Consider the following 18,281-nt stretch of genomic DNA (forward strand, 5'->3'; position numbering starts at 1 on the left):
TGGCAGCCCTTTGTTTTTGCGTGTAACGCTTACTTGCGGTCTTGTAGGGCGACGATATCGCGTTGCACGTTGCCGGTGTAGAGCTGGCGAGGGCGACCGATCTTGTAAGGGCTGGAGAGCATTTCTTTCCAGTGCGAAATCCAGCCGACGGTCCGCGCCAGAGCGAAGATTACGGTGAACATGCTGGTCGGAATGCCGATGGCCTTGAGGATGATGCCTGAGTAGAAGTCGACGTTCGGGTACAGCGAGCGCTCGATGAAGTACGGGTCGGTCAGGGCGATCTCTTCGAGGCGCATGGCCAGTTCGAGCTGAGGATCGTTGGTGATACCCAGTTCCTTGAGCACTTCGTCGCAGGTCTGCTTCATCACGGTGGCACGCGGGTCACGGTTCTTGTAGACGCGGTGGCCGAAGCCCATGAGCTTGAACGGGTCGTTCTTGTCCTTGGCCTTGGCGATGAACTTGTCGATGTTCGACACGTCACCGATTTCATCCAGCATGGTCAGTACCGCTTCGTTGGCGCCGCCGTGGGCCGGGCCCCATAGCGCGGCGATGCCGGCAGCGATACAGGCAAACGGGTTGGCGCCCGAAGAGCCTGCCATGCGGACGGTGGATGTCGAGGCGTTCTGCTCGTGATCGGCGTGAAGGATGAAGATCTTGTCCATCGCCTTGGCCAGCACCGGGCTGATCGGTTTGATCTCGCACGGGGTGTTGAACATCATGTGCAGGAAGTTTTCGGCGTAGCTGAGGTCGTTGCGCGGGTACATCATGGGCTGGCCCATGGAGTACTTGTAGACCATCGCTGCCAGGGTCGGCATCTTGGCCACCAGGCGTACAGCGGAAATCTCGCGGTGCTGCGGGTTATTGATGTCCAGCGAGTCGTGGTAGAACGCTGACAGGGCACCGACTACGCCGCACATGACGGCCATCGGGTGGGCGTCGCGACGAAAGCCGTTGAAGAAGGTCTTGAGTTGCTCGTGAACCATCGTGTGGTTCTTGACCACGGCCACGAACTGGGCTTTCTGATCGGCGGTCGGCAGTTCGCCGTTGAGCAGCAGGTAGCAGGTTTCGAGGTAGTCGGACTGCTCGGCCAGTTGTTCGATCGGGTAGCCGCGGTGCAGCAGAATGCCATTGTCACCATCAATGTAGGTGATCTTCGAATCGCAAGAGGCCGTGGACATGAAGCCAGGGTCAAATGTGAAGCGGCCGGTGGCGGTCAGGCCGCGTACGTCGATCACGTCCGGACCCACTGTACCGGTCAGAATTGGCAGCTCGACGGGGGCTGCGCCCTCGATGATCAACTGCGCTTTTTTGTCAGCCATGTGGCCTCCTATTTATGCTTCAAATCATCAGACAGGCCCCCCACGCAGGGCCCGCATCACTATAGTGAGATAAATTCTAAAGTCAATTTGCCTAAAGTCGTGTTCCGCAAGGGCCCGCCGTGGATTTTTTCAGACCGTTTCCTGCCGTTTACGCCTTTTGTCCCGGCAACGCAATGCGCCATTGGCGGTAAGTCTGCGCGTTGTCATTAGTAACCTAACTGTCTATACTCGGCGTCCGACCGCCAAAGGCTTTTTGGCCTGTTTCAAGGGGGTCGTCACTTCCTGGGTGGTGGGTACCTGACCAGTGCACTTCCCAACAACTTGCCCTGATTGTTAGGGGCTCTTCAGTGTGAAAAAAAGCCGTGAATAGCCAACGACCTGTAAATCTAGACCTAAGGACCATCAAGCTCCCAGTCACCGCTTACACGTCCATCCTTCACCGCATCTCCGGTGTCATCCTCTTTGTCGGTATTGCAATCATGCTGTATGCAATGGACAAGTCGCTGGCGTCCGAAGAAGGGTTCGGTGAAGTCAAGGCGTGTCTGACCAGCCCGCTGGCCAAGCTGATCATCTGGGGGCTTCTGTCTGCCCTGCTGTATCACATGGTGGCCGGTATCCGTCACCTCATCATGGACTCCGGGGTAGGCGAGACGCTCGAAGGCGGCAAGCTGGGCTCCAAAATCGTTATCGCGGTTTCCGTGGTACTGATTCTTCTGGCGGGAGTATGGATATGGTAACCAACGTCACCAACCTTTCGCGTTCGGGCCTCTATGACTGGATGGCTCAGCGTGTTTCTGCGGTCGTGCTCGCGGCTTATTTCATATTCCTGATCGGATACATGGTCTTTCATCCGGGTCTGAGTTACGCCCAATGGCATGATCTGTTCGCACACAACGGAATGCGTATCTTCAGTCTGCTGGCCCTCGTTGCCCTTGGCGCTCACGCCTGGGTCGGCATGTGGACCATCGCGACCGACTACCTGACGCCGATGGCGCTGGGCAAGTCTGCCACTGCAGTACGTTTTCTGTTTCAGGCGGTATGCGGCGTTCTGATGTTCTCCTACTTCGTCTGGGGCGTGCAGATTCTTTGGGGTGTCTGATTCATGGCTAACATAAATTCGCTTTCCTTCGACGCCATCATCATTGGTGGTGGCGGTGCCGGTATGCGCGCTGCCCTGCAGCTCGCTCAGGGCGGTCACAAGACTGCCGTGGTCACCAAGGTGTTCCCGACACGCTCGCACACCGTTTCTGCTCAGGGTGGCATCACCTGCGCAATCGCCTCTGCCGATCCGAACGATGACTGGCGCTGGCACATGTACGATACCGTCAAGGGTTCCGACTACATCGGTGACCAGGACGCTATCGAATACATGTGCTCCGTAGGCCCTGAAGCTGTTTTCGAACTCGAGCACATGGGTCTGCCGTTCTCCCGTACCGAACAGGGTCGCATCTACCAGCGTCCGTTTGGCGGTCAGTCCAAGGACTTCGGCAAGGGCGGTCAGGCTGCACGTACCTGTGCTGCTGCCGACCGTACCGGTCACGCACTGCTGCACACCCTGTATCAGGCCAACCTCAAGGCTGGCACCGTATTCCTCAACGAATACTACGGCGTGGATCTGGTCAAGAATCAGGACGGTGCCTTTGTCGGCATCATCGCCATCTGCATTGAAACCGGCGAAACTTCCTACATCCGTGCCAACGCTACCGTGCTGGCAACCGGCGGTGCAGGTCGTATCTACTCTTCGACCACCAACGCCCTGATCAATACCGGTGACGGTATCGGTATGGCACTGCGCGCCGGTGTCCCGGTTCAGGACATCGAAATGTGGCAGTTTCACCCGACCGGCATTGCCGGTGCAGGTGTACTGGTCACCGAAGGCTGCCGCGGTGAAGGCGGTTACCTGATCAACAAGCACGGCGAGCGTTTCATGGAGCGTTATGCTCCGAACGCCAAGGACCTTGCAGGTCGTGACGTAGTTGCGCGCTCCATGGTCAAGGAAATCATTGCCGGTAACGGCTGTGGTCCGGATGGCGACCATGTAATGCTCAAGCTCGATCACCTGGGCGAAGAAGTGTTGCACAGCCGTTTGCCAGGCATTATGGAGTTGTCCAAGACCTTCGCTCACGTCGACCCTGCAACAGCGCCGATTCCGGTAGTTCCTACCTGCCATTACATGATGGGCGGCGTTGCCACCAACATTCATGGTCAGGCGATCACTCAGGACGCCGCCGGTGTCGATCAGATCATTCCGGGTCTGTTCGCGGTAGGTGAAGTGGCTTGCGTATCGGTTCACGGTGCAAACCGTCTGGGCGGCAACTCGTTGCTCGATCTGGTGGTGTTCGGTCGCGCTGCGGGTATCCACCTGGAGAAAGCGCTGAGCGAAGGTATCGACTACGCCCGTGCTTCCGAGTCCGACATCGATGCTGCGCTGGCACGCGTTGCCGGCCTGAACGAGCGCACTACCGGCGAAGACGTCGCCACGCTGCGTAAAGAGCTGCAAAGCTGCATGCAGAACTACTTCGGTGTGTTCCGCACCGGCGAATACATGCAGAAGGGTATTGCTCAGCTGGCTGACCTGCGCGTGCGTATCGCCAACGTCAAGATCAATGACAAGAGCCAGGCATTCAATACCGCCCGTATCGAAGCGCTTGAACTGCAAAATCTGCTGGAAGTTGCCGAAGCCACGGCGATCGCCGCAGAGCATCGTAAAGAGTCCCGCGGCGCTCACGCCCGTGAAGACTTTGAAGATCGCGATGACGAGAACTGGTTGTGCCACACCCTGTTTTTCCCGGGTGACAAGCGCGTGACCAAGCGTGCCGTGAACTTCTCGCCAAAGACTGTTCCGACTTTTGAACCTAAGATTCGGACTTATTAAGGGGTGACCGATATGTTGCAAGTCAGTGTTTATCGTTACAACCCTGAGCAGGACGCCGCGCCGTTCATGCAGGAGTTTCAGGTCGATACCGGTGGCAAGGACCTGATGGTGCTGGACGTGCTCGCCCTGGTCAAAGAACAGGATCAAGGCTTCTCTTACCGTCGTTCGTGCCGCGAAGGCGTGTGCGGTTCCGATGGCATGAACATCAATGGCAAGAACGGTCTGGCCTGCATCACGCCGCTGTCTGCCGTTGTTGCCAAGAACAGGCTGATCGTACGTCCGCTGCCTGGTTTGCCGGTCATTCGTGACCTGGTCGTCGATATGAGCATCTTCTACAAGCAGTACGAGAAGGTGAAGCCGTTCCTGCAGAATGACACGCCGGCTCCGGCCATCGAACGTCTGCAAACTCCGGAAGAGCGCGAAAAGCTCGATGGTCTGTACGAGTGCATTCTGTGCGCTTGCTGCTCGACTTCCTGCCCGTCCTTCTGGTGGAACCCCGACAAGTTCCTGGGTCCTGCTGCGCTGCTGCAAGCCTACCGTTTCCTGGCTGACAGCCGTGACACCCGCACCAATGAACGTCTGGCTTCGCTTGATGACCCGTTCAGCGTGTTCCGCTGCCGCGGCATCATGAACTGCGTCAACGTTTGCCCGAAAGGCCTTAACCCAACCAAGGCTATCGGTCACGTGCGCAACATGTTGTTGCAAAGCGGCGTCTGATTGATCGTTTTATCTGTTACACCGTTGCACTGAAGTGGCTGCGGCGCAGGCTTCAACCGGCGCCGTAGTTTTAACCTGAGCAGTAGCTCGCAAAGCTGCCGCTCTTATTTTGAAGAAATGAGACCAGCAGGGGCATCCGGGCTGGTACCCGGACTATCTGCGTGATCCCTGGTGACTTGATACAGTCGCTGCACACGACTATTTCAGGATTGCTCTGGTGTCTTCGCCGGTGGTGTCCCCTTACCGAGGGTGACCAAGCATGCAAGAAAGCGTGATGCAGCGCATGTGGAACAGTGCCCACCTATCCGGTGGTAACGCTGCCTATGTGGAAGAGCTCTATGAGCTTTACCTGCACGACCCTAACGCTGTGCCAGAAGAATGGCGCACCTACTTTCAGAAGTTGCCAGCAGACGGCAGCTCTGCCACTGATGTATCGCACTCGACTATTCGCGATCATTTCGTGTTGCTGGCCAAAAACCAGCGCCGCGCTCAACCGGTGTCCGCCGGCAGTGTGAGCAGCGAGCACGAGAAGAAGCAGGTTGAAGTGCTGCGACTGATCCAGGCGTATCGGATGCGTGGCCACCAGGCTGCTCAGCTCGATCCGTTGGGCCTTTGGCAGCGCCCTGCGCCTGCGGATCTGTCGATCAATCATTACGGCTTGACCAATGCCGATCTTGATACGACCTTCCGTGCCGGCGACCTGTTCATCGGCAAAGAGGAAGCGAGCCTACGCGAAATTCATGAAGCGTTGCAGCAGACATATTGTCGCACCATCGGCTCCGAGTTCACTCACATCGTGGATTCCGAGCAGCGCAACTGGTTCATGCAGCGTCTTGAGAGTGTTCGCGGCCGTCCAGCGTTCTCGGCTGATATCCAGAGCCACCTGCTCGAGCGTGTCACCGCAGCCGAAGGTCTCGAGAAGTATCTGGGTACCAAATATCCGGGTACCAAGCGCTTCGGTCTGGAAGGTGGCGAAAGCCTGATCCCGATGCTCGACGAGCTGATTCAGCGTTCCGGGTCCTATGGCACCAAGGAAGTCGTGATCGGTATGGCCCACCGCGGCCGCCTCAACGTACTGGTCAACACCTTTGGCAAGAACCCGCGCGAACTGTTCGACGAGTTCGAAGGCAAGAAAAAAGTGGAACTGGGTTCCGGTGACGTCAAATATCACCAGGGTTTCTCTTCCAACGTCATGACCGCAGGCGGTGAGGTTCACCTTGCCATGGCATTCAACCCGTCTCACCTGGAGATCGTTTCTCCGGTGGTCGAGGGGTCGGTGCGTGCGCGTCAGGATCGTCGCAACGATCCTAACGGTGACAAGGTTCTGCCGATTTCCCTCCACGGCGACGCGGCCTTTGCCGGTCAGGGCGTGGTCATGGAAACCTTCCAGATGTCGCAGACCCGCGGCTTCAAGACGGGCGGCACGATCCACATCGTCATCAACAACCAGGTGGGCTTCACCATCAGCAACCCGCTGGACTCGCGTTCGACCGAGTACGCCACCGACGTTGCCAAGATGATCCAGGCGCCGATCCTCCATGTAAATGGTGATGATCCGGAAGCCGTGATGTTCGTGACCCAGCTGGCGATCGATTACCGCATGCAGTTCAAGCGCGATATCGTGATCGATCTGGTCTGCTACCGTCGTCGTGGTCACAACGAAGCTGACGAGCCGAGTGGCACTCAGCCTCTGATGTATCAGCAGATCACCAAGCAGCGCACCACCCGTGAGCTGTATGCCGAGCATCTGATCAAGACCGGCATTCTCGATGAAGCCCGTGTTCAGGCCAAGGTCGATGATTACCGCAGCGCGCTGGACAATGGTCTGCACGTAGTGAAAAGCCTGGTCAAGGAGCCGAACAAGGAATTGTTCGTCGACTGGCGTCCTTATCTGGGCCACGCCTGGACTGCGCGTCACGACACTCGCTTCGACCTCAAGACCCTGCAGGAACTGTCCGCCAAGCTGATGGAACTGCCTGAAGGCTTCGTCGTGCAGCGTCAGGTTCAGAAGATCTACGAAGACCGTCAGAAGATGCAGGCCGGTGGCTTGCCGATCAACTGGGGTTACGCCGAAACCATGGCATACGCCACGCTGGCGTTTGAAGGTCACCCGATCCGTATGACAGGGCAGGACATCGGTCGCGGTACGTTCTCGCACCGCCACGCCGTACTGCACAACCAGAAAGACGCAGGGACCTATATCCCGCTGCAGAATCTGTACTCCGGTCAGCCGCGTTTCGACCTGTACGACTCGTTCCTTTCGGAGGAGGCCGTGCTGGCATTCGAATACGGTTACTCGACCACCCAGCCGGATGCACTGGTTATCTGGGAAGCGCAGTTCGGCGACTTCGCCAACGGTGCCCAGGTGGTTGTCGACCAGTTCATCACCAGCGGTGAACACAAGTGGGGCCGTCTGTGCGGTCTGACCATGCTGTTGCCTCACGGCTACGAAGGGCAGGGGCCAGAGCACTCGTCGGCACGTCTTGAGCGTTACCTGCAATTGTGTGCCGAGCACAACATTCAGGTGTGCGTGCCAACGACTCCGGCGCAGATCTACCATTTGCTGCGTCGTCAGGTCATCCGTCCGCTGCGCAAGCCGCTGATCGTGCTGACTCCCAAGTCATTGCTGCGTCACAAACTGGCTGTTTCGACCCTGGAAGATCTGGCCGAAGGCTCGTTCCAGACCGTCATTCCGGAAATCGATGCCCTCGATCCGGCCAAGGTCACGCGTCTGGTGCTGTGCAGCGGCAAGGTTTACTACGACCTGCTGGAAAAACGCCGTGCCGAAGGGCGTGAAGACATTGCCATCGTTCGTATCGAGCAGCTGTACCCGTTCCCTGAAGACGACCTGATGGAAACCATCGCGCCGTACACCAACCTGCAGCATGTGGTCTGGTGTCAGGAAGAGCCGATGAACCAGGGTGCCTGGTACAGCAGTCAGCACCACCTGCGCCGCAGCATGGGCAACCACAAACGTGAACTCGTTCTTGAGTACGCCGGTCGTGACGCCTCTGCCGCTCCAGCTTGTGGTTACGCTTCGATGCACGCCGAGCAGCAGGAAAAACTGTTGCAAGATGCCTTCACTGTTTAACGCCTTCGAGCATTAGAAACCGAATTAAGGAATTACAGATAATGGCTATCGAGATCAAAGCCCCCTCTTTCCCGGAATCCGTTGCCGATGGCACCATTTCCAAGTGGTACAAAAAAGAGGGTGATGCGGTAAAACGGGACGAGATGCTGGTCGATATCGAGACTGACAAGGTTGTTCTGGAAGTATTGGCCGAAGCTGACGGCGTGATGGGCTCGATCACCAAGGAAGAGGGCGCTATCGTCCTCTCCAACGAAGTGCTTGGCACTTTGAATGATGGTGCCACGGCATCTGCTGCTCCAGCACCTGCTGCTGCCCCTGCCTCTGCTGCGCCTGCCTCGGCACCCGCCGCTGCACCGGCTGCCGCTGGCGAAGAAGACCCGATTGCCGCGCCTGCTGCGCGTCAACTCGCTGAAGAAAACGGTATCAACCTGGCCAGCGTCAAAGGCACTGGTAAAGACGGCCGTATCACCAAGGAAGACGTGGTCGCTGCCGTTGAGGCGAAGAAATCCGCTCCAGCCGCCGCTCCTGCTGCCAAACCTGCTGCCGCTGCCGCTCCGGTTGTCGCTGCTGGCGACCGCACCGAGAAGCGCGTGCCGATGACTCGTGTACGTGCAACCGTTGCCAAGCGTTTGGTCGAAGCCCAGTCGAACATGGCCATGCTGACCACGTTCAACGAAGTCGACATGACCGAAGTCATGGCACTGCGTTCGAAGTACAAGGACCTGTTCGAGAAGTCGCACAACGGCGTGCGTCTGGGCTTCATGTCGTTCTTCGTCAAGGCTGCTACCGAGGCGCTGAAACGCTTCCCGGCTGTCAACGCGTCGATCGACGGCTCCGACATCGTCTACCACGGCTACGCTGACGTCGGTGTTGCAGTGTCCAGCGACCGTGGTCTGGTTGTACCGGTTCTGCGTAACGCCGAGCACATGAGCCTGGCTGAAATTGAAGGCGGCATCGCCACCTTCGGCAAGAAGGCCCGTGATGGCAAACTGTCCATCGACGAGATGACCGGTGGCACCTTCACGATCACTAATGGTGGTACTTTCGGTTCGATGATGTCGACGCCGATCGTCAACCCGCCACAGGCTGCAATTCTGGGCATGCACAACATTCTTCAACGCCCGATGGCAGTCAACGGTCAGGTAGTGATTCGTCCGATGATGTATCTGGCACTGTCGTACGATCACCGTTTGATTGACGGCAAGGAAGCGGTAACCTTCCTCGTGACCATCAAGAACCTGCTGGAAGATCCGGCTCGTCTGTTGCTGGATATCTGATGAGGCAGCCCGTGGTTGCAAGCTTCAAGTCAGAAGCGATAAAGCGTGCAGCCGGGGCTGGTGTGTTTCACCTGATTAATAGGTCGCAAGTCGTTTTTGCCTGATCGCGGATCGACTTGCAGCTTGCAGCTAAAAGCTCGCAGCTAAAGAGGAACTCTTTGTTATGTCCCAGAAATTCGACGTGGTAGTGATTGGCGCAGGCCCTGGCGGTTATGTTGCCGCCATCAAGGCTGCGCAACTTGGTCTCAAGACTGCCTGCATCGAGAAGTACCAGGACAAGGAGGGCAAACTGGCCCTCGGTGGTACCTGCCTCAACGTTGGTTGCATTCCTTCCAAGGCGCTGCTCGACAGCTCCTGGAAGTTCTATGAAGCCAAGAACGGCTTCAGCGTGCACGGCATCTCGACATCTGAAGTGAACATCGATGTGCCGGCCATGATCGGTCGCAAGTCGACTATCGTCAAAGGCCTGACCGGCGGCGTTGCCAGCCTGTTCAAAGCCAATGGCGTGACCACTCTGCAAGGCCACGGCAAACTGCTGGCTGGAAAGAAGGTCGAGCTGACGGCTGCCGACGGCACCGTTGAAATCATCGAAGCTGACCATGTGATTCTGGCTTCGGGCTCGCGTCCTATCGACATCCCGCCAGCTCCGGTTGACCAGAAAGTCATCGTCGATTCGACCGGCGCTCTGGAATTCCAACAGGTTCCACAGCGTCTGGGCGTCATCGGCGCTGGCGTGATCGGCCTGGAGCTGGGCTCTGTATGGGCTCGCCTTGGCGCTCAGGTCACTGTTCTGGAAGCACTGGACAAGTTCATTCCGGCGGCCGACGAAGCAGTTTCCAAGGAAGCGCTGAAAACCTTCACCAAGCAAGGTCTGGACATCAAGCTGGGCGCTCGCGTGACCGGTTCCAAGGTCGAAGGCGAAGAAGTGGTGGTCAGCTACACCGACGCCGCTGGCGAGCAGTCGATTACCTTTGATCGTCTGATCGTTGCCGTTGGCCGTCGTCCAGTGACCACTGACCTGCTGGCATCGGACAGCGGCGTTGATCTGGACGAGCGCGGTTTCATCTACGTTGACGACTACTGCACCACCAGCGTTCCTGGCGTATACGCCATCGGTGACGTGGTGCGTGGCCTGATGCTGGCACACAAGGCGTCGGAAGAAGGCATCATGGTTGTCGAGCGCATCAAGGGCCACAAGGCTCAGATGAACTACAACCTGATCCCGTCGGTTATCTACACCCACCCGGAAATCGCCTGGGTCGGCAAGACCGAGCAGACGCTCAAGGCCGAAGGCGTTGAAGTCAATGTCGGTACGTTCCCGTTCGCGGCCAGCGGCCGTGCCATGGCAGCCAACGACACCGGCGGCTTCGTCAAGATCATTGCCGACGCCAAGACTGACCGCGTACTGGGTGTTCACGTTATTGGTCCAAGCGCTGCCGAGCTGGTACAGCAGGGCGCAATCGCGATGGAATTCGGTAGCAGCGCAGAAGACATCGGCATGATGGTCTTCTCGCACCCGACCCTGTCCGAAGCGCTGCATGAAGCTGCACTGGCTGTGAATGGCGGCGCCATCCATATCCAGAATCGCAAGAAACGCTGAGACAACAAGAGAAACCACGGCGCAGTGCCCGTCGTTGGCCTTGCAAGCAGGGCTTACCGCGGAATCTGCGCCGGACTCGACCTCTCAGGCGGCTTCACGAGTGTCCCACGGCACTTGCGGAGTCCACCCGGAGTAGCGGTCACAGGTGGTGCGGCACGCTGACGTGCAGCACCGAATGCGCAGTACCTAAACGAAGACGGTAATAAGCATGAATCTTCACGAGTATCAGGGTAAGCAGCTGTTCGCTGAGTACGGCCTGCCAGTATCCAAGGGTTACGCGGTAGACACCCCGGAAGCAGCAGCAGAAGCCTGCGACAAGATCGGCGGAACCGAGTGGGTCGTCAAAGCCCAGGTTCACGCAGGTGGTCGCGGTAAAGCGGGCGGCGTAAAGCTGGTTCGCAGCAAGGAAGACGCTGCAGCGTTCGCTCAACAGTGGTTGGGCAAGCGCCTGGTGACTTACCAGACTGACGCCAACGGTCAGCCAGTGACCAAGATCCTGGTCGAATCGTGCACCGACATCGCCAAAGAGCTGTATCTGGGCGCTGTGGTCGATCGTTCCAGCCGTCGTATCGTGTTCATGGCTTCCACCGAAGGTGGCGTGGACATCGAGAAGATCGCTCACGACACCCCTGAAAAGATTCTCAAGGCCACGATCGACCCACTGGTCGGCGCTCAGCCGTTCCAGGGCCGCGATCTGGCATTCCAGCTGGGTCTGGAAGGCAAGCAGGTAACTCAGTTCGCCAAGATCTTCACCGGTCTGGCCAAGCTGTTCCAGGACCATGACCTGGCCCTGCTGGAAGTGAACCCGCTGGTGATCAAGGCTGACGGCGATCTGCACTGCCTGGACGCGAAGATCAACATCGACGCCAACGCCATGTACCGTCAGCCCAAGCTGAAGGGCTTCCACGATCCTTCGCAGGACGACCCTCGCGAAGCTCACGCCGCCAAGTTCGAACTGAACTACGTAGCGCTGGAAGGCAACATCGGCTGCATGGTCAACGGTGCTGGCCTGGCCATGGGTACCATGGACATCGTCAACCTGCATGGCGGCAAGCCTGCAAACTTCCTTGACGTTGGCGGTGGTGCCACCAAGGAACGCGTTACCGAAGCGTTCAAGATCATCCTGTCCGACACCAACGTCGCCGCAGTACTGGTCAACATCTTCGGCGGCATCGTTCGTTGCGACATGATTGCCGAAGGCATCATCGGTGCAGTGAAAGAAGTCGGCGTGAAAATCCCGGTTGTTGTTCGCCTTGAAGGTAACAACGCTGAACTGGGCGCTAAAGTACTGGCAGAAAGCGGTTTGAACATCATCGCTGCGACCAGCCTGACCGACGCTGCTCAACAAGTTGTCAAAGCCGCGGAGGGCAAGTAATGAGCGTCCTGATCAATAAAGACACCAAGGTTATCTGCCAGGGTTTCACTGGTTCGCAAGGTACCTTCCACTCCGAGCAAGCCATTGCCTACGGCACCAAAATGGTTGGCGGCGTGACTCCAGGCAAGGGCGGCACCACGCACCTGAACCTGCCAGTGTTCAACACTGTGAAAGAAGCCGTAGACACCACTGGCGCTACTGCCAGCGTCATCTATGTTCCGGCTCCTTTCTGCAAGGATTCCATCCTTGAAGCAGCGTTCGGCGGCATCAAGCTGATCGTCTGCATCACCGAAGGCATCCCGACCATCGACATGCTGGAAGCCAAGGTCAAGTGCGACGAGCTGGGTGTGATCCTGATCGGTCCTAACTGCCCAGGCGTCATCACTCCGGGCGAGTGCAAGATCGGCATCATGCCAGGTCATATTCACTTGCCAGGCAAGGTAGGCATCGTGTCGCGTTCCGGCACCCTGACCTACGAAGCTGTGAAGCAGACCACTGACGCCGGTTTCGGTCAGTCCACCTGTGTAGGTATCGGTGGTGACCCGATCCCTGGTTCGAACTTCATCGACATCCTGAAGCTGTTCCAGGAAGACCCGAAGACCGAAGCGATCGTCATGATCGGCGAGATCGGCGGTTCGGCTGAAGAAGAAGCGGCTGCCTACATCAAGGCACACGTGACCAAGCCTGTTGTTTCCTACATCGCTGGTGTTACTGCTCCTCCGGGCAAGCGCATGGGCCATGCCGGTGCAATCATCTCGGGTGGTAAAGGTACTGCAGACGAGAAATTCGCTGCACTGCAGGACGCTGGTGTAAAAACCGTGCGCTCCCTGGCAGACATCGGCAAGGCCCTGGCCGAGCTGACTGGCTGGCCAACCAAGTAAGCTTCACTGTTTGCTGATCAGGTAAGCTCGCTTGCCTGATTCGAGCAATCGACAAAAGCCACCTTCGGGTGGCTTTTGTTTGGGCGTCTGAAAAGGTTCGCCTTACCCCGTCTGGTTCACCTGGACCTCTCATTGCCGGCATTTCCAACTGTCTGGGGCTTTACATCCGCCAACAAACGGTGCGTCGTCGGCTGGCGCGCCCTGAGACAGTGCATTTTCGGTCGAAGTTGGCTACCCTGTCCGCCGTTTTTGCGTTGCCCTCACGAGGGGCGTTTCGCAAGGTACTGCCACGTCTTACGCCGACGGGCTGCGTCTGCCCCATTCATGGGTGACGTCCCATCCCTTATTTCGATTCCGTGTGGTCCCTCGTAATGAAAGTGTTGAAAGGCCAGGACATCCTGGCACTCGGTTTTATGACATTTGCCCTGTTTGTCGGGGCTGGCAACATTATCTTTCCGCCCATCGTGGGCCTGCAGGCCGGACCACATGTCTGGATGGCGGCGCTGGGCTTTCTGGTCACGGCGGTCGGGCTGCCGGTCGTTACGGTGATTGCTCTGGCCAGAGTAGGGGGGGCAATGGATGCCCTGAGCAGCCCGATCGGCAAGATTGCCGGCGGGGCGCTCGCAGCCGTCTGCTATCTGGCGGTCGGCCCGCTGTTCGCGACCCCGCGTACCGCGACCGTCTCGTTTGAAGTCGGCCTGGCACCTCTGACCGGTGACACTCCAGTCGCGTTGTTCCTCTACAGCCTGGCGTATTTTCTGGTGGTGTTCTGGGTTTCATTGTATCCGGGGCGCTTGCTCGACACGGTCGGGCGCTTTTTGGCACCGCTCAAGATTATCGCCCTGGCAGTATTGGGGATCGCGGCATTCGCATTACCCGCAGGCGGAATAGGCGAGGCTGAGCCCGCCTATGCCGCTGCACCGTTTTCCCAGGGTTTCATCAATGGTTATCTGACTATGGACACCCTCGGGGCGCTGGTCTTTGGGATTGTCATCGTCAATGCCATTCGCTCTCGTGGTGTCGAGTCACCACGTCTGATCACGCGCTACGCGATCATTGCCGGGCTCATTGCCGGTGTCGGGCTGGCGCTGGTGTATGTCAGCCTGTTTCGCCTGGGTTCCGGCAACCATGCGGTCGCGGCAGGCGCAAGCAACGGCGCGGCGGTTCTGCATGCCTACGTGCAGTACACCTTTGGTTCATTGGGCAGCGGTTTTCTCGCCGTGCTGATTTCATTGGCGTGTCTGGTGACTGCGGTAGGCCTGACCTGTGCCTGTGCTGAATACTTTGCCAAGGTGCTGCCGCTGTCCTACCGGACGCTAGTGATCATCCTGGCGGTGTTCTCGCTGCTGGTATCCAATCTGGGGCTGACCAAGCTGATCCAGTTTTCGATTCCGGTACTCACCGCTATCTATCCACCGTGTATCGTGCTGGTGGCGCTGAGCTTCTGCAAAGGCTTTTGGCAGAGCCAGGGACGGGTTGTTGCACCGGTAATGCTGGTATCGCTCATCTTTGGCCTGATCGACGCGCTGAAGGGTGCCGGTTTTACTGACTATCTGCCGGGTGTGCTGACCAGTCTGCCGCTGAGTGATCAAGGCCTGGCATGGCTGGTGCCCTCGGTAATCACGCTGGCGGGCGCTGTAGCCGTTGACAGGCTCATGGGCAAGCGCAGCGAGGCGCTGGCTTGAAGTCGGTACACGATGAATGTCGAACTGACGTTACGTGCCAAGTGAAACGAGTTAAATGAAAAAGCCCGCTTTAAGCGGGCTTTTTTAGTTCTGTAAGCGTTTCAGCCTTACTTGGTGGCTGGCGCTGCTTCTGGCGCTTTGTTGGCGTTCTCATTGGTACGCTGCTGAGCGGCTTCAGCGTTCTTCTGAGCGGCTTCCTGGCTTTCCTTGGCCGCGTCATTCACTTTTTCCTGAGCCTTTTCCATCGACTCCTGGGACTGCTGAGCTGCCTTGTTGGCATCTTGCTGAGTGTTTTCGGACTTTTTGTCACAGGCGGCAAGGCCCAGGGTGGCAGAAAGCATCAAGGCATAGGCTAAAGATTTACGCATGGGGTGTTTCTCCTTATTGAGTGTTCACGAGGCTAAGAGCCTGCCGTCATGAGTTAAGTTCCACCCGTGATGACAATATCGGAGGCCGTTGTTTCGCGGTCGTTACAGGCCGATAGCGCCGTGCCGATTGCGGACAGTTCTGGCGAGCACCCACCAACGCAATGCGTGCGGTATCCGGCGCATGAAACACGCTCCGCGCATCATTGGCTCTTGAAATCCCCGACCCAGCCCCCACCTTGATGACTACCCGCTGTCACACGGGCTTATGCCTGATCGTGACGGCTTATACCATCCAGATCGGAGTTTGATGATTATGAGTGTGGAAACTCAAAAGGAAACCCTGGGCTTCCAGACCGAGGTAAAGCAACTGCTGCACCTCATGATCCATTCGCTGTATTCCAACAAGGAAATTTTCCTTCGCGAATTGATCTCGAACGCGTCTGACGCGGTCGACAAATTGCGTTTTGAAGCGTTGTCCAAGCCGGAGTTGCTGGAAGGCGGCGCCGAGCTGAAAATTCGTGTGAGCTTCGACAAGGACGCGAAGACCGTTACGCTTGAAGACAACGGCATCGGTATGAGCCGTGAAGACGTGATCACCCACCTGGGCACGATCGCCAAGTCCGGCACCGCTGATTTCATGAAAAACCTGTCGGGCGACCAGAAGAAGGACTCGCACCTGATCGGTCAGTTCGGCGTGGGTTTCTATTCGGCATTCATCGTTGCCGATCAGGTCGAAGTGTTCAGCCGTCGTGCCGGCACGCCAGCGAATGAAGGCGTGCACTGGTCCTCCAAGGGCGAAGGCGAGTTCGAAGTTGCCACCGTCGACAAGGCTGATCGTGGCACCCGTATTGTTCTGCACCTGAAAAACGGTGAAGAGGAATTCGCTGACGGCTACCGTCTGCGTAACATCATCAAAAAATACTCCGACCATATCGCCTTGCCGATCGAGCTGCCCAAAGAGCAGGCTCCGGCAGCCGAAGGCGAGGAGGCACCGGCGCCGGAGTGGGAAACCGTCAACCGCGCCAGCGCCCTCTGGACCCGTCCGCGCACCGAGGTGAAGGATGAGGAGTATCAGGAGTTCTACAAGCATGTCGCGCACGACTACGAGAACCCGCTGAGCTGGAGCCATAACAAGGTTGAAGGCAAGCTGGAATACACTTCGCTGCTGTACGTGCCTGCGCGTGCTCCGTTTGATTTGTATCAGCGCGAAGCACCGCGCGGCCTGAAGCTCTATGTGCAGCGCGTCTTCGTCATGGATCAGGCCGAGTCGTTCCTGCCGCTGTACATGCGCTTCGTCAAGGGCGTGGTCGACTCCAATGACCTTTCGCTGAACGTTTCCCGCGAAATCCTGCAGAAGGACCCGATCATCGACTCGATGAAGTCGGCGTTGACCAAGCGCGTGCTGGACATGCTGGAGAAGCTGGCGAAAAACGAACCCGAGCAGTACAAGGGTTTCTGGAAAAACTTCGGCCAGGTCCTCAAGGAAGGTCCGGCAGAAGACTTCGCCAATAAGGAAAAAATCGCCGGTCTGCTGCGTTTCGCATCGACGTCCGACGACAGCGGTGAACAGAGCGTTTCTCTGGCCGAGTACCTCGCGCGGGCCAAGGAAGGTCAGGACAAGATTTACTACCTCACTGGCGAATCCTACGCACAGGTCAAGAACAGCCCGCACCTTGAAGTCTTCCGCAAGAAAGGCATCGAAGTGCTGCTGCTGACCGACCGTATCGACGAGTGGCTGATGAGCTACCTGAGCGATTTCGACGGCAAGGGCTTTGTGGATGTGGCTCGTGGTGACTTGGATCTGGGCAATCTTGACTCCGAAGAGGACAAGAAGGCTCAGGAAGAGATCGCCAAGGACAAAGAGGGCCTGATCGAGCGTCTGAAAGCTGCGCTGGGTGAGTCTGTAAGCGAAGTGCGTGTTTCCCATCGTCTGACCGATTCACCTGCGATTCTGGCCATTGGCGAGCAGGACATGGGGCTGCAGATGCGTCAGATTCTGGAAGCCAGCGGGCAGAAGGTTCCGGACTCCAAGCCAATCTTCGAATTCAACCCGGCCCACCCGCTGATCGGCAAGCTCGATGCCGAGCAGAGCGAAGAGCGCTTCGGCGATCTGTCGCACATCCTGTTCGATCAGGCGGCGCTGGCCGCCGGTGACAGCCTCAAGGATCCAGCCGCGTATGTGCGTCGTCTGAACAAGCTGTTGGTAGAACTGTCGGTTTGATAGCCGGTTGACAAGAAACCCGCCTCGGCGGGTTTTTTGTTTCAGTTCCCGCGACACGTTTTTCATCTCCCTAACGATCAGGAGTCAGTAATGAGCAGCAACATCGAAATTCGTTCTGTGGTCTATCAGATCGATGGCCAGACTTATGAAAGCCGTCTTGCCTACGACCCGAAAGCTAGCGCTGCACAGCCAGGGCTGCTGATGGCGCCTAACTGGATGGGTGTCAGCCAGGGTGCTGAAGACATCGCCAAAGCGGTCGCTGCGAAGGGTTATGTAGTGCTGCTGGCTGATCTTTACGGTCAGCAGATTCGCCCGAGTAACAATGACGAGGCGGGCGCTGCCATGACGCCGCTCAAGAATGATCGCGGTCTTCTGCGCAAGCGTATGCAGGCAGGCCTCGACCAGTTGTTGAGCCAGGCGGATGTGTCTCTGGACTCAAGCAAGATCGCAACATTCGGTTTCTGCTTCGGTGGCTGCTGCTCGCTGGAGCTCGCACGTACCGGGGCCGAGCTGAAGGCTGCCATTTCGTTCCACGGTACCCTGGACACGCCCAACCCGGCTGATGCGAAGAACATCAAGGGCTCGGTACTGGTTCTCCACGGCGCATCGGACCCGCTGGTGCCAAAAGAGCAATTGCCTGCTTTTGAAGAGGAAATGAACGCCGCTGGTGTGGATTGGCAGCTGCACAGTTACGGTGGGGCATTCCATTCCTTCACCGACCCGCACGCCAATGTTCCCGGCATGATGATGTACGACGCCAAAGTTTCGAGCCGTGCGTTCAAGTCGATGCATGATTTGTTGAGCGAAGTGTTCGGCTGAAGGAACACCTATCGTCCCCTAGGGCGTGCAGGGGAACACTATCGTGCCCATGC

At 57.7% G+C, this 18,281-nt stretch carries 14 protein-coding genes; 12 read left to right on the top strand and 2 right to left on the bottom strand.

Annotated elements, in window-relative coordinates; translation table 11 throughout:
* Positions 1-29 precede the first annotated feature (29 nt).
* Positions 30-1,319: a citrate synthase gene (gene gltA, locus ALO64_RS11765; protein ID WP_044343271.1), complete on the bottom strand. Its 1,290-nt coding sequence runs from the start codon at positions 1,317-1,319 to the stop codon at positions 30-32.
* Positions 1,320-1,681: 362 nt separating this feature from the next.
* Between gltA and sdhC the strand changes: the two genes are divergently transcribed.
* The 10 genes from sdhC (at position 1,682) to brnQ (ending at position 14,820) form a co-directional block, all read left to right on the top strand.
* Positions 1,682-2,056, top strand: coding sequence for a succinate dehydrogenase, cytochrome b556 subunit (gene sdhC, locus ALO64_RS11770; protein WP_002552975.1), 375 nt, complete (start codon positions 1,682-1,684; stop codon positions 2,054-2,056).
* Positions 2,050-2,418: a succinate dehydrogenase, hydrophobic membrane anchor protein gene (gene sdhD, locus ALO64_RS11775; protein WP_044343270.1), complete on the top strand. Its 369-nt coding sequence runs from the start codon at positions 2,050-2,052 to the stop codon at positions 2,416-2,418. The genes sdhC and sdhD overlap by 7 nt, the downstream gene beginning before the upstream one ends.
* Before the next feature lie 3 nt (positions 2,419-2,421).
* The gene (gene sdhA, locus ALO64_RS11780) at positions 2,422-4,194 is read left to right on the top strand and encodes a succinate dehydrogenase flavoprotein subunit (protein WP_044343269.1); all 1,773 of its coding nucleotides are present in this window, start codon (positions 2,422-2,424) and stop codon (positions 4,192-4,194) included.
* Between the two features lie 12 nt (positions 4,195-4,206).
* A complete protein-coding gene (locus ALO64_RS11785; RefSeq protein WP_005732398.1) occupies positions 4,207-4,911 on the top strand; it encodes a succinate dehydrogenase iron-sulfur subunit in 705 nt (234 codons plus the stop codon).
* A gap of 259 nt (positions 4,912-5,170) precedes the next feature.
* Positions 5,171-8,002, top strand: a complete 2,832-nt coding sequence (locus tag ALO64_RS11790) for a 2-oxoglutarate dehydrogenase E1 component (RefSeq protein ID WP_044343268.1) — start codon at positions 5,171-5,173, stop codon at positions 8,000-8,002.
* Positions 8,003-8,043: 41 nt separating this feature from the next.
* Entirely contained in the window at positions 8,044-9,279 is a 1,236-nt protein-coding gene (odhB, locus tag ALO64_RS11795; RefSeq protein WP_002552979.1) for a 2-oxoglutarate dehydrogenase complex dihydrolipoyllysine-residue succinyltransferase, read from the top strand.
* 163 nt (positions 9,280-9,442) lie between these two features.
* Positions 9,443-10,879, top strand: a complete 1,437-nt coding sequence (lpdA, locus tag ALO64_RS11800) for a dihydrolipoyl dehydrogenase (protein ID WP_004664698.1) — start codon at positions 9,443-9,445, stop codon at positions 10,877-10,879.
* A gap of 208 nt (positions 10,880-11,087) precedes the next feature.
* Positions 11,088-12,254, top strand: coding sequence for an ADP-forming succinate--CoA ligase subunit beta (gene sucC / locus ALO64_RS11805; RefSeq protein ID WP_002552981.1), 1,167 nt, complete (start codon positions 11,088-11,090; stop codon positions 12,252-12,254).
* Positions 12,254-13,135 (top strand): succinate--CoA ligase subunit alpha, encoded by an 882-nt coding sequence (gene sucD / locus ALO64_RS11810; protein WP_004664700.1) that lies wholly within the window; start codon positions 12,254-12,256, stop codon positions 13,133-13,135. Before sucC ends, sucD begins: the two co-directional genes overlap by 1 nt.
* A 371-nt stretch (positions 13,136-13,506) precedes the next feature.
* Positions 13,507-14,820, top strand: coding sequence for a branched-chain amino acid transport system II carrier protein (brnQ, locus tag ALO64_RS11815; protein ID WP_044343267.1), 1,314 nt, complete (start codon positions 13,507-13,509; stop codon positions 14,818-14,820).
* A 107-nt stretch (positions 14,821-14,927) separates the two neighbouring features.
* On the opposite strand, the gene ALO64_RS11820 is transcribed toward brnQ, so the two are convergent.
* Positions 14,928-15,188, bottom strand: coding sequence for a lipoprotein (locus tag ALO64_RS11820; RefSeq protein ID WP_002552985.1), 261 nt, complete (start codon positions 15,186-15,188; stop codon positions 14,928-14,930).
* A gap of 313 nt (positions 15,189-15,501) precedes the next feature.
* On the opposite strand from ALO64_RS11820, the gene htpG reads away from it, so the two are divergent.
* The gene (gene htpG, locus ALO64_RS11825) at positions 15,502-17,409 is read left to right on the top strand and encodes a molecular chaperone HtpG (RefSeq protein ID WP_031594909.1); all 1,908 of its coding nucleotides are present in this window, start codon (positions 15,502-15,504) and stop codon (positions 17,407-17,409) included.
* A 90-nt stretch (positions 17,410-17,499) separates the two neighbouring features.
* On the top strand, positions 17,500-18,228 hold the full coding sequence (locus ALO64_RS11830; protein WP_005745259.1) for a dienelactone hydrolase family protein: 729 nt from the start codon (positions 17,500-17,502) through the stop codon (positions 18,226-18,228).
* Positions 18,229-18,281: the final 53 nt, after the last annotated feature.

Source organism: Pseudomonas meliae (assembly GCF_001400515.1).
Lineage (GTDB): Bacteria > Pseudomonadota > Gammaproteobacteria > Pseudomonadales > Pseudomonadaceae > Aquipseudomonas > Aquipseudomonas amygdali.

Excerpts from the sequence above, each read along its gene's own strand:
- gltA (WP_044343271.1), bottom strand. The coding sequence starts at position 1,319 with ATGGCTGACAAAAAAGCGCAGTTGATCATCGAGGGCGCAGCCCCCGTC.
- sdhD (WP_044343270.1), top strand. The coding sequence starts at position 2,050 with ATGGTAACCAACGTCACCAACCTTTCGCGTTCGGGCCTCTATGACTGG.
- sdhA (WP_044343269.1), top strand. The coding sequence starts at position 2,422 with ATGGCTAACATAAATTCGCTTTCCTTCGACGCCATCATCATTGGTGGT.
- ALO64_RS11785 (WP_005732398.1), top strand. The coding sequence starts at position 4,207 with ATGTTGCAAGTCAGTGTTTATCGTTACAACCCTGAGCAGGACGCCGCG.
- ALO64_RS11790 (WP_044343268.1), top strand. The coding sequence starts at position 5,171 with ATGCAAGAAAGCGTGATGCAGCGCATGTGGAACAGTGCCCACCTATCC.
- odhB (WP_002552979.1), top strand. The coding sequence starts at position 8,044 with ATGGCTATCGAGATCAAAGCCCCCTCTTTCCCGGAATCCGTTGCCGAT.
- lpdA (WP_004664698.1), top strand. The coding sequence starts at position 9,443 with ATGTCCCAGAAATTCGACGTGGTAGTGATTGGCGCAGGCCCTGGCGGT.
- sucC (WP_002552981.1), top strand. The coding sequence starts at position 11,088 with ATGAATCTTCACGAGTATCAGGGTAAGCAGCTGTTCGCTGAGTACGGC.
- sucD (WP_004664700.1), top strand. The coding sequence starts at position 12,254 with ATGAGCGTCCTGATCAATAAAGACACCAAGGTTATCTGCCAGGGTTTC.
- brnQ (WP_044343267.1), top strand. The coding sequence starts at position 13,507 with ATGAAAGTGTTGAAAGGCCAGGACATCCTGGCACTCGGTTTTATGACA.
- ALO64_RS11820 (WP_002552985.1), bottom strand. The coding sequence starts at position 15,188 with ATGCGTAAATCTTTAGCCTATGCCTTGATGCTTTCTGCCACCCTGGGC.
- htpG (WP_031594909.1), top strand. The coding sequence starts at position 15,502 with ATGAGTGTGGAAACTCAAAAGGAAACCCTGGGCTTCCAGACCGAGGTA.
- ALO64_RS11830 (WP_005745259.1), top strand. The coding sequence starts at position 17,500 with ATGAGCAGCAACATCGAAATTCGTTCTGTGGTCTATCAGATCGATGGC.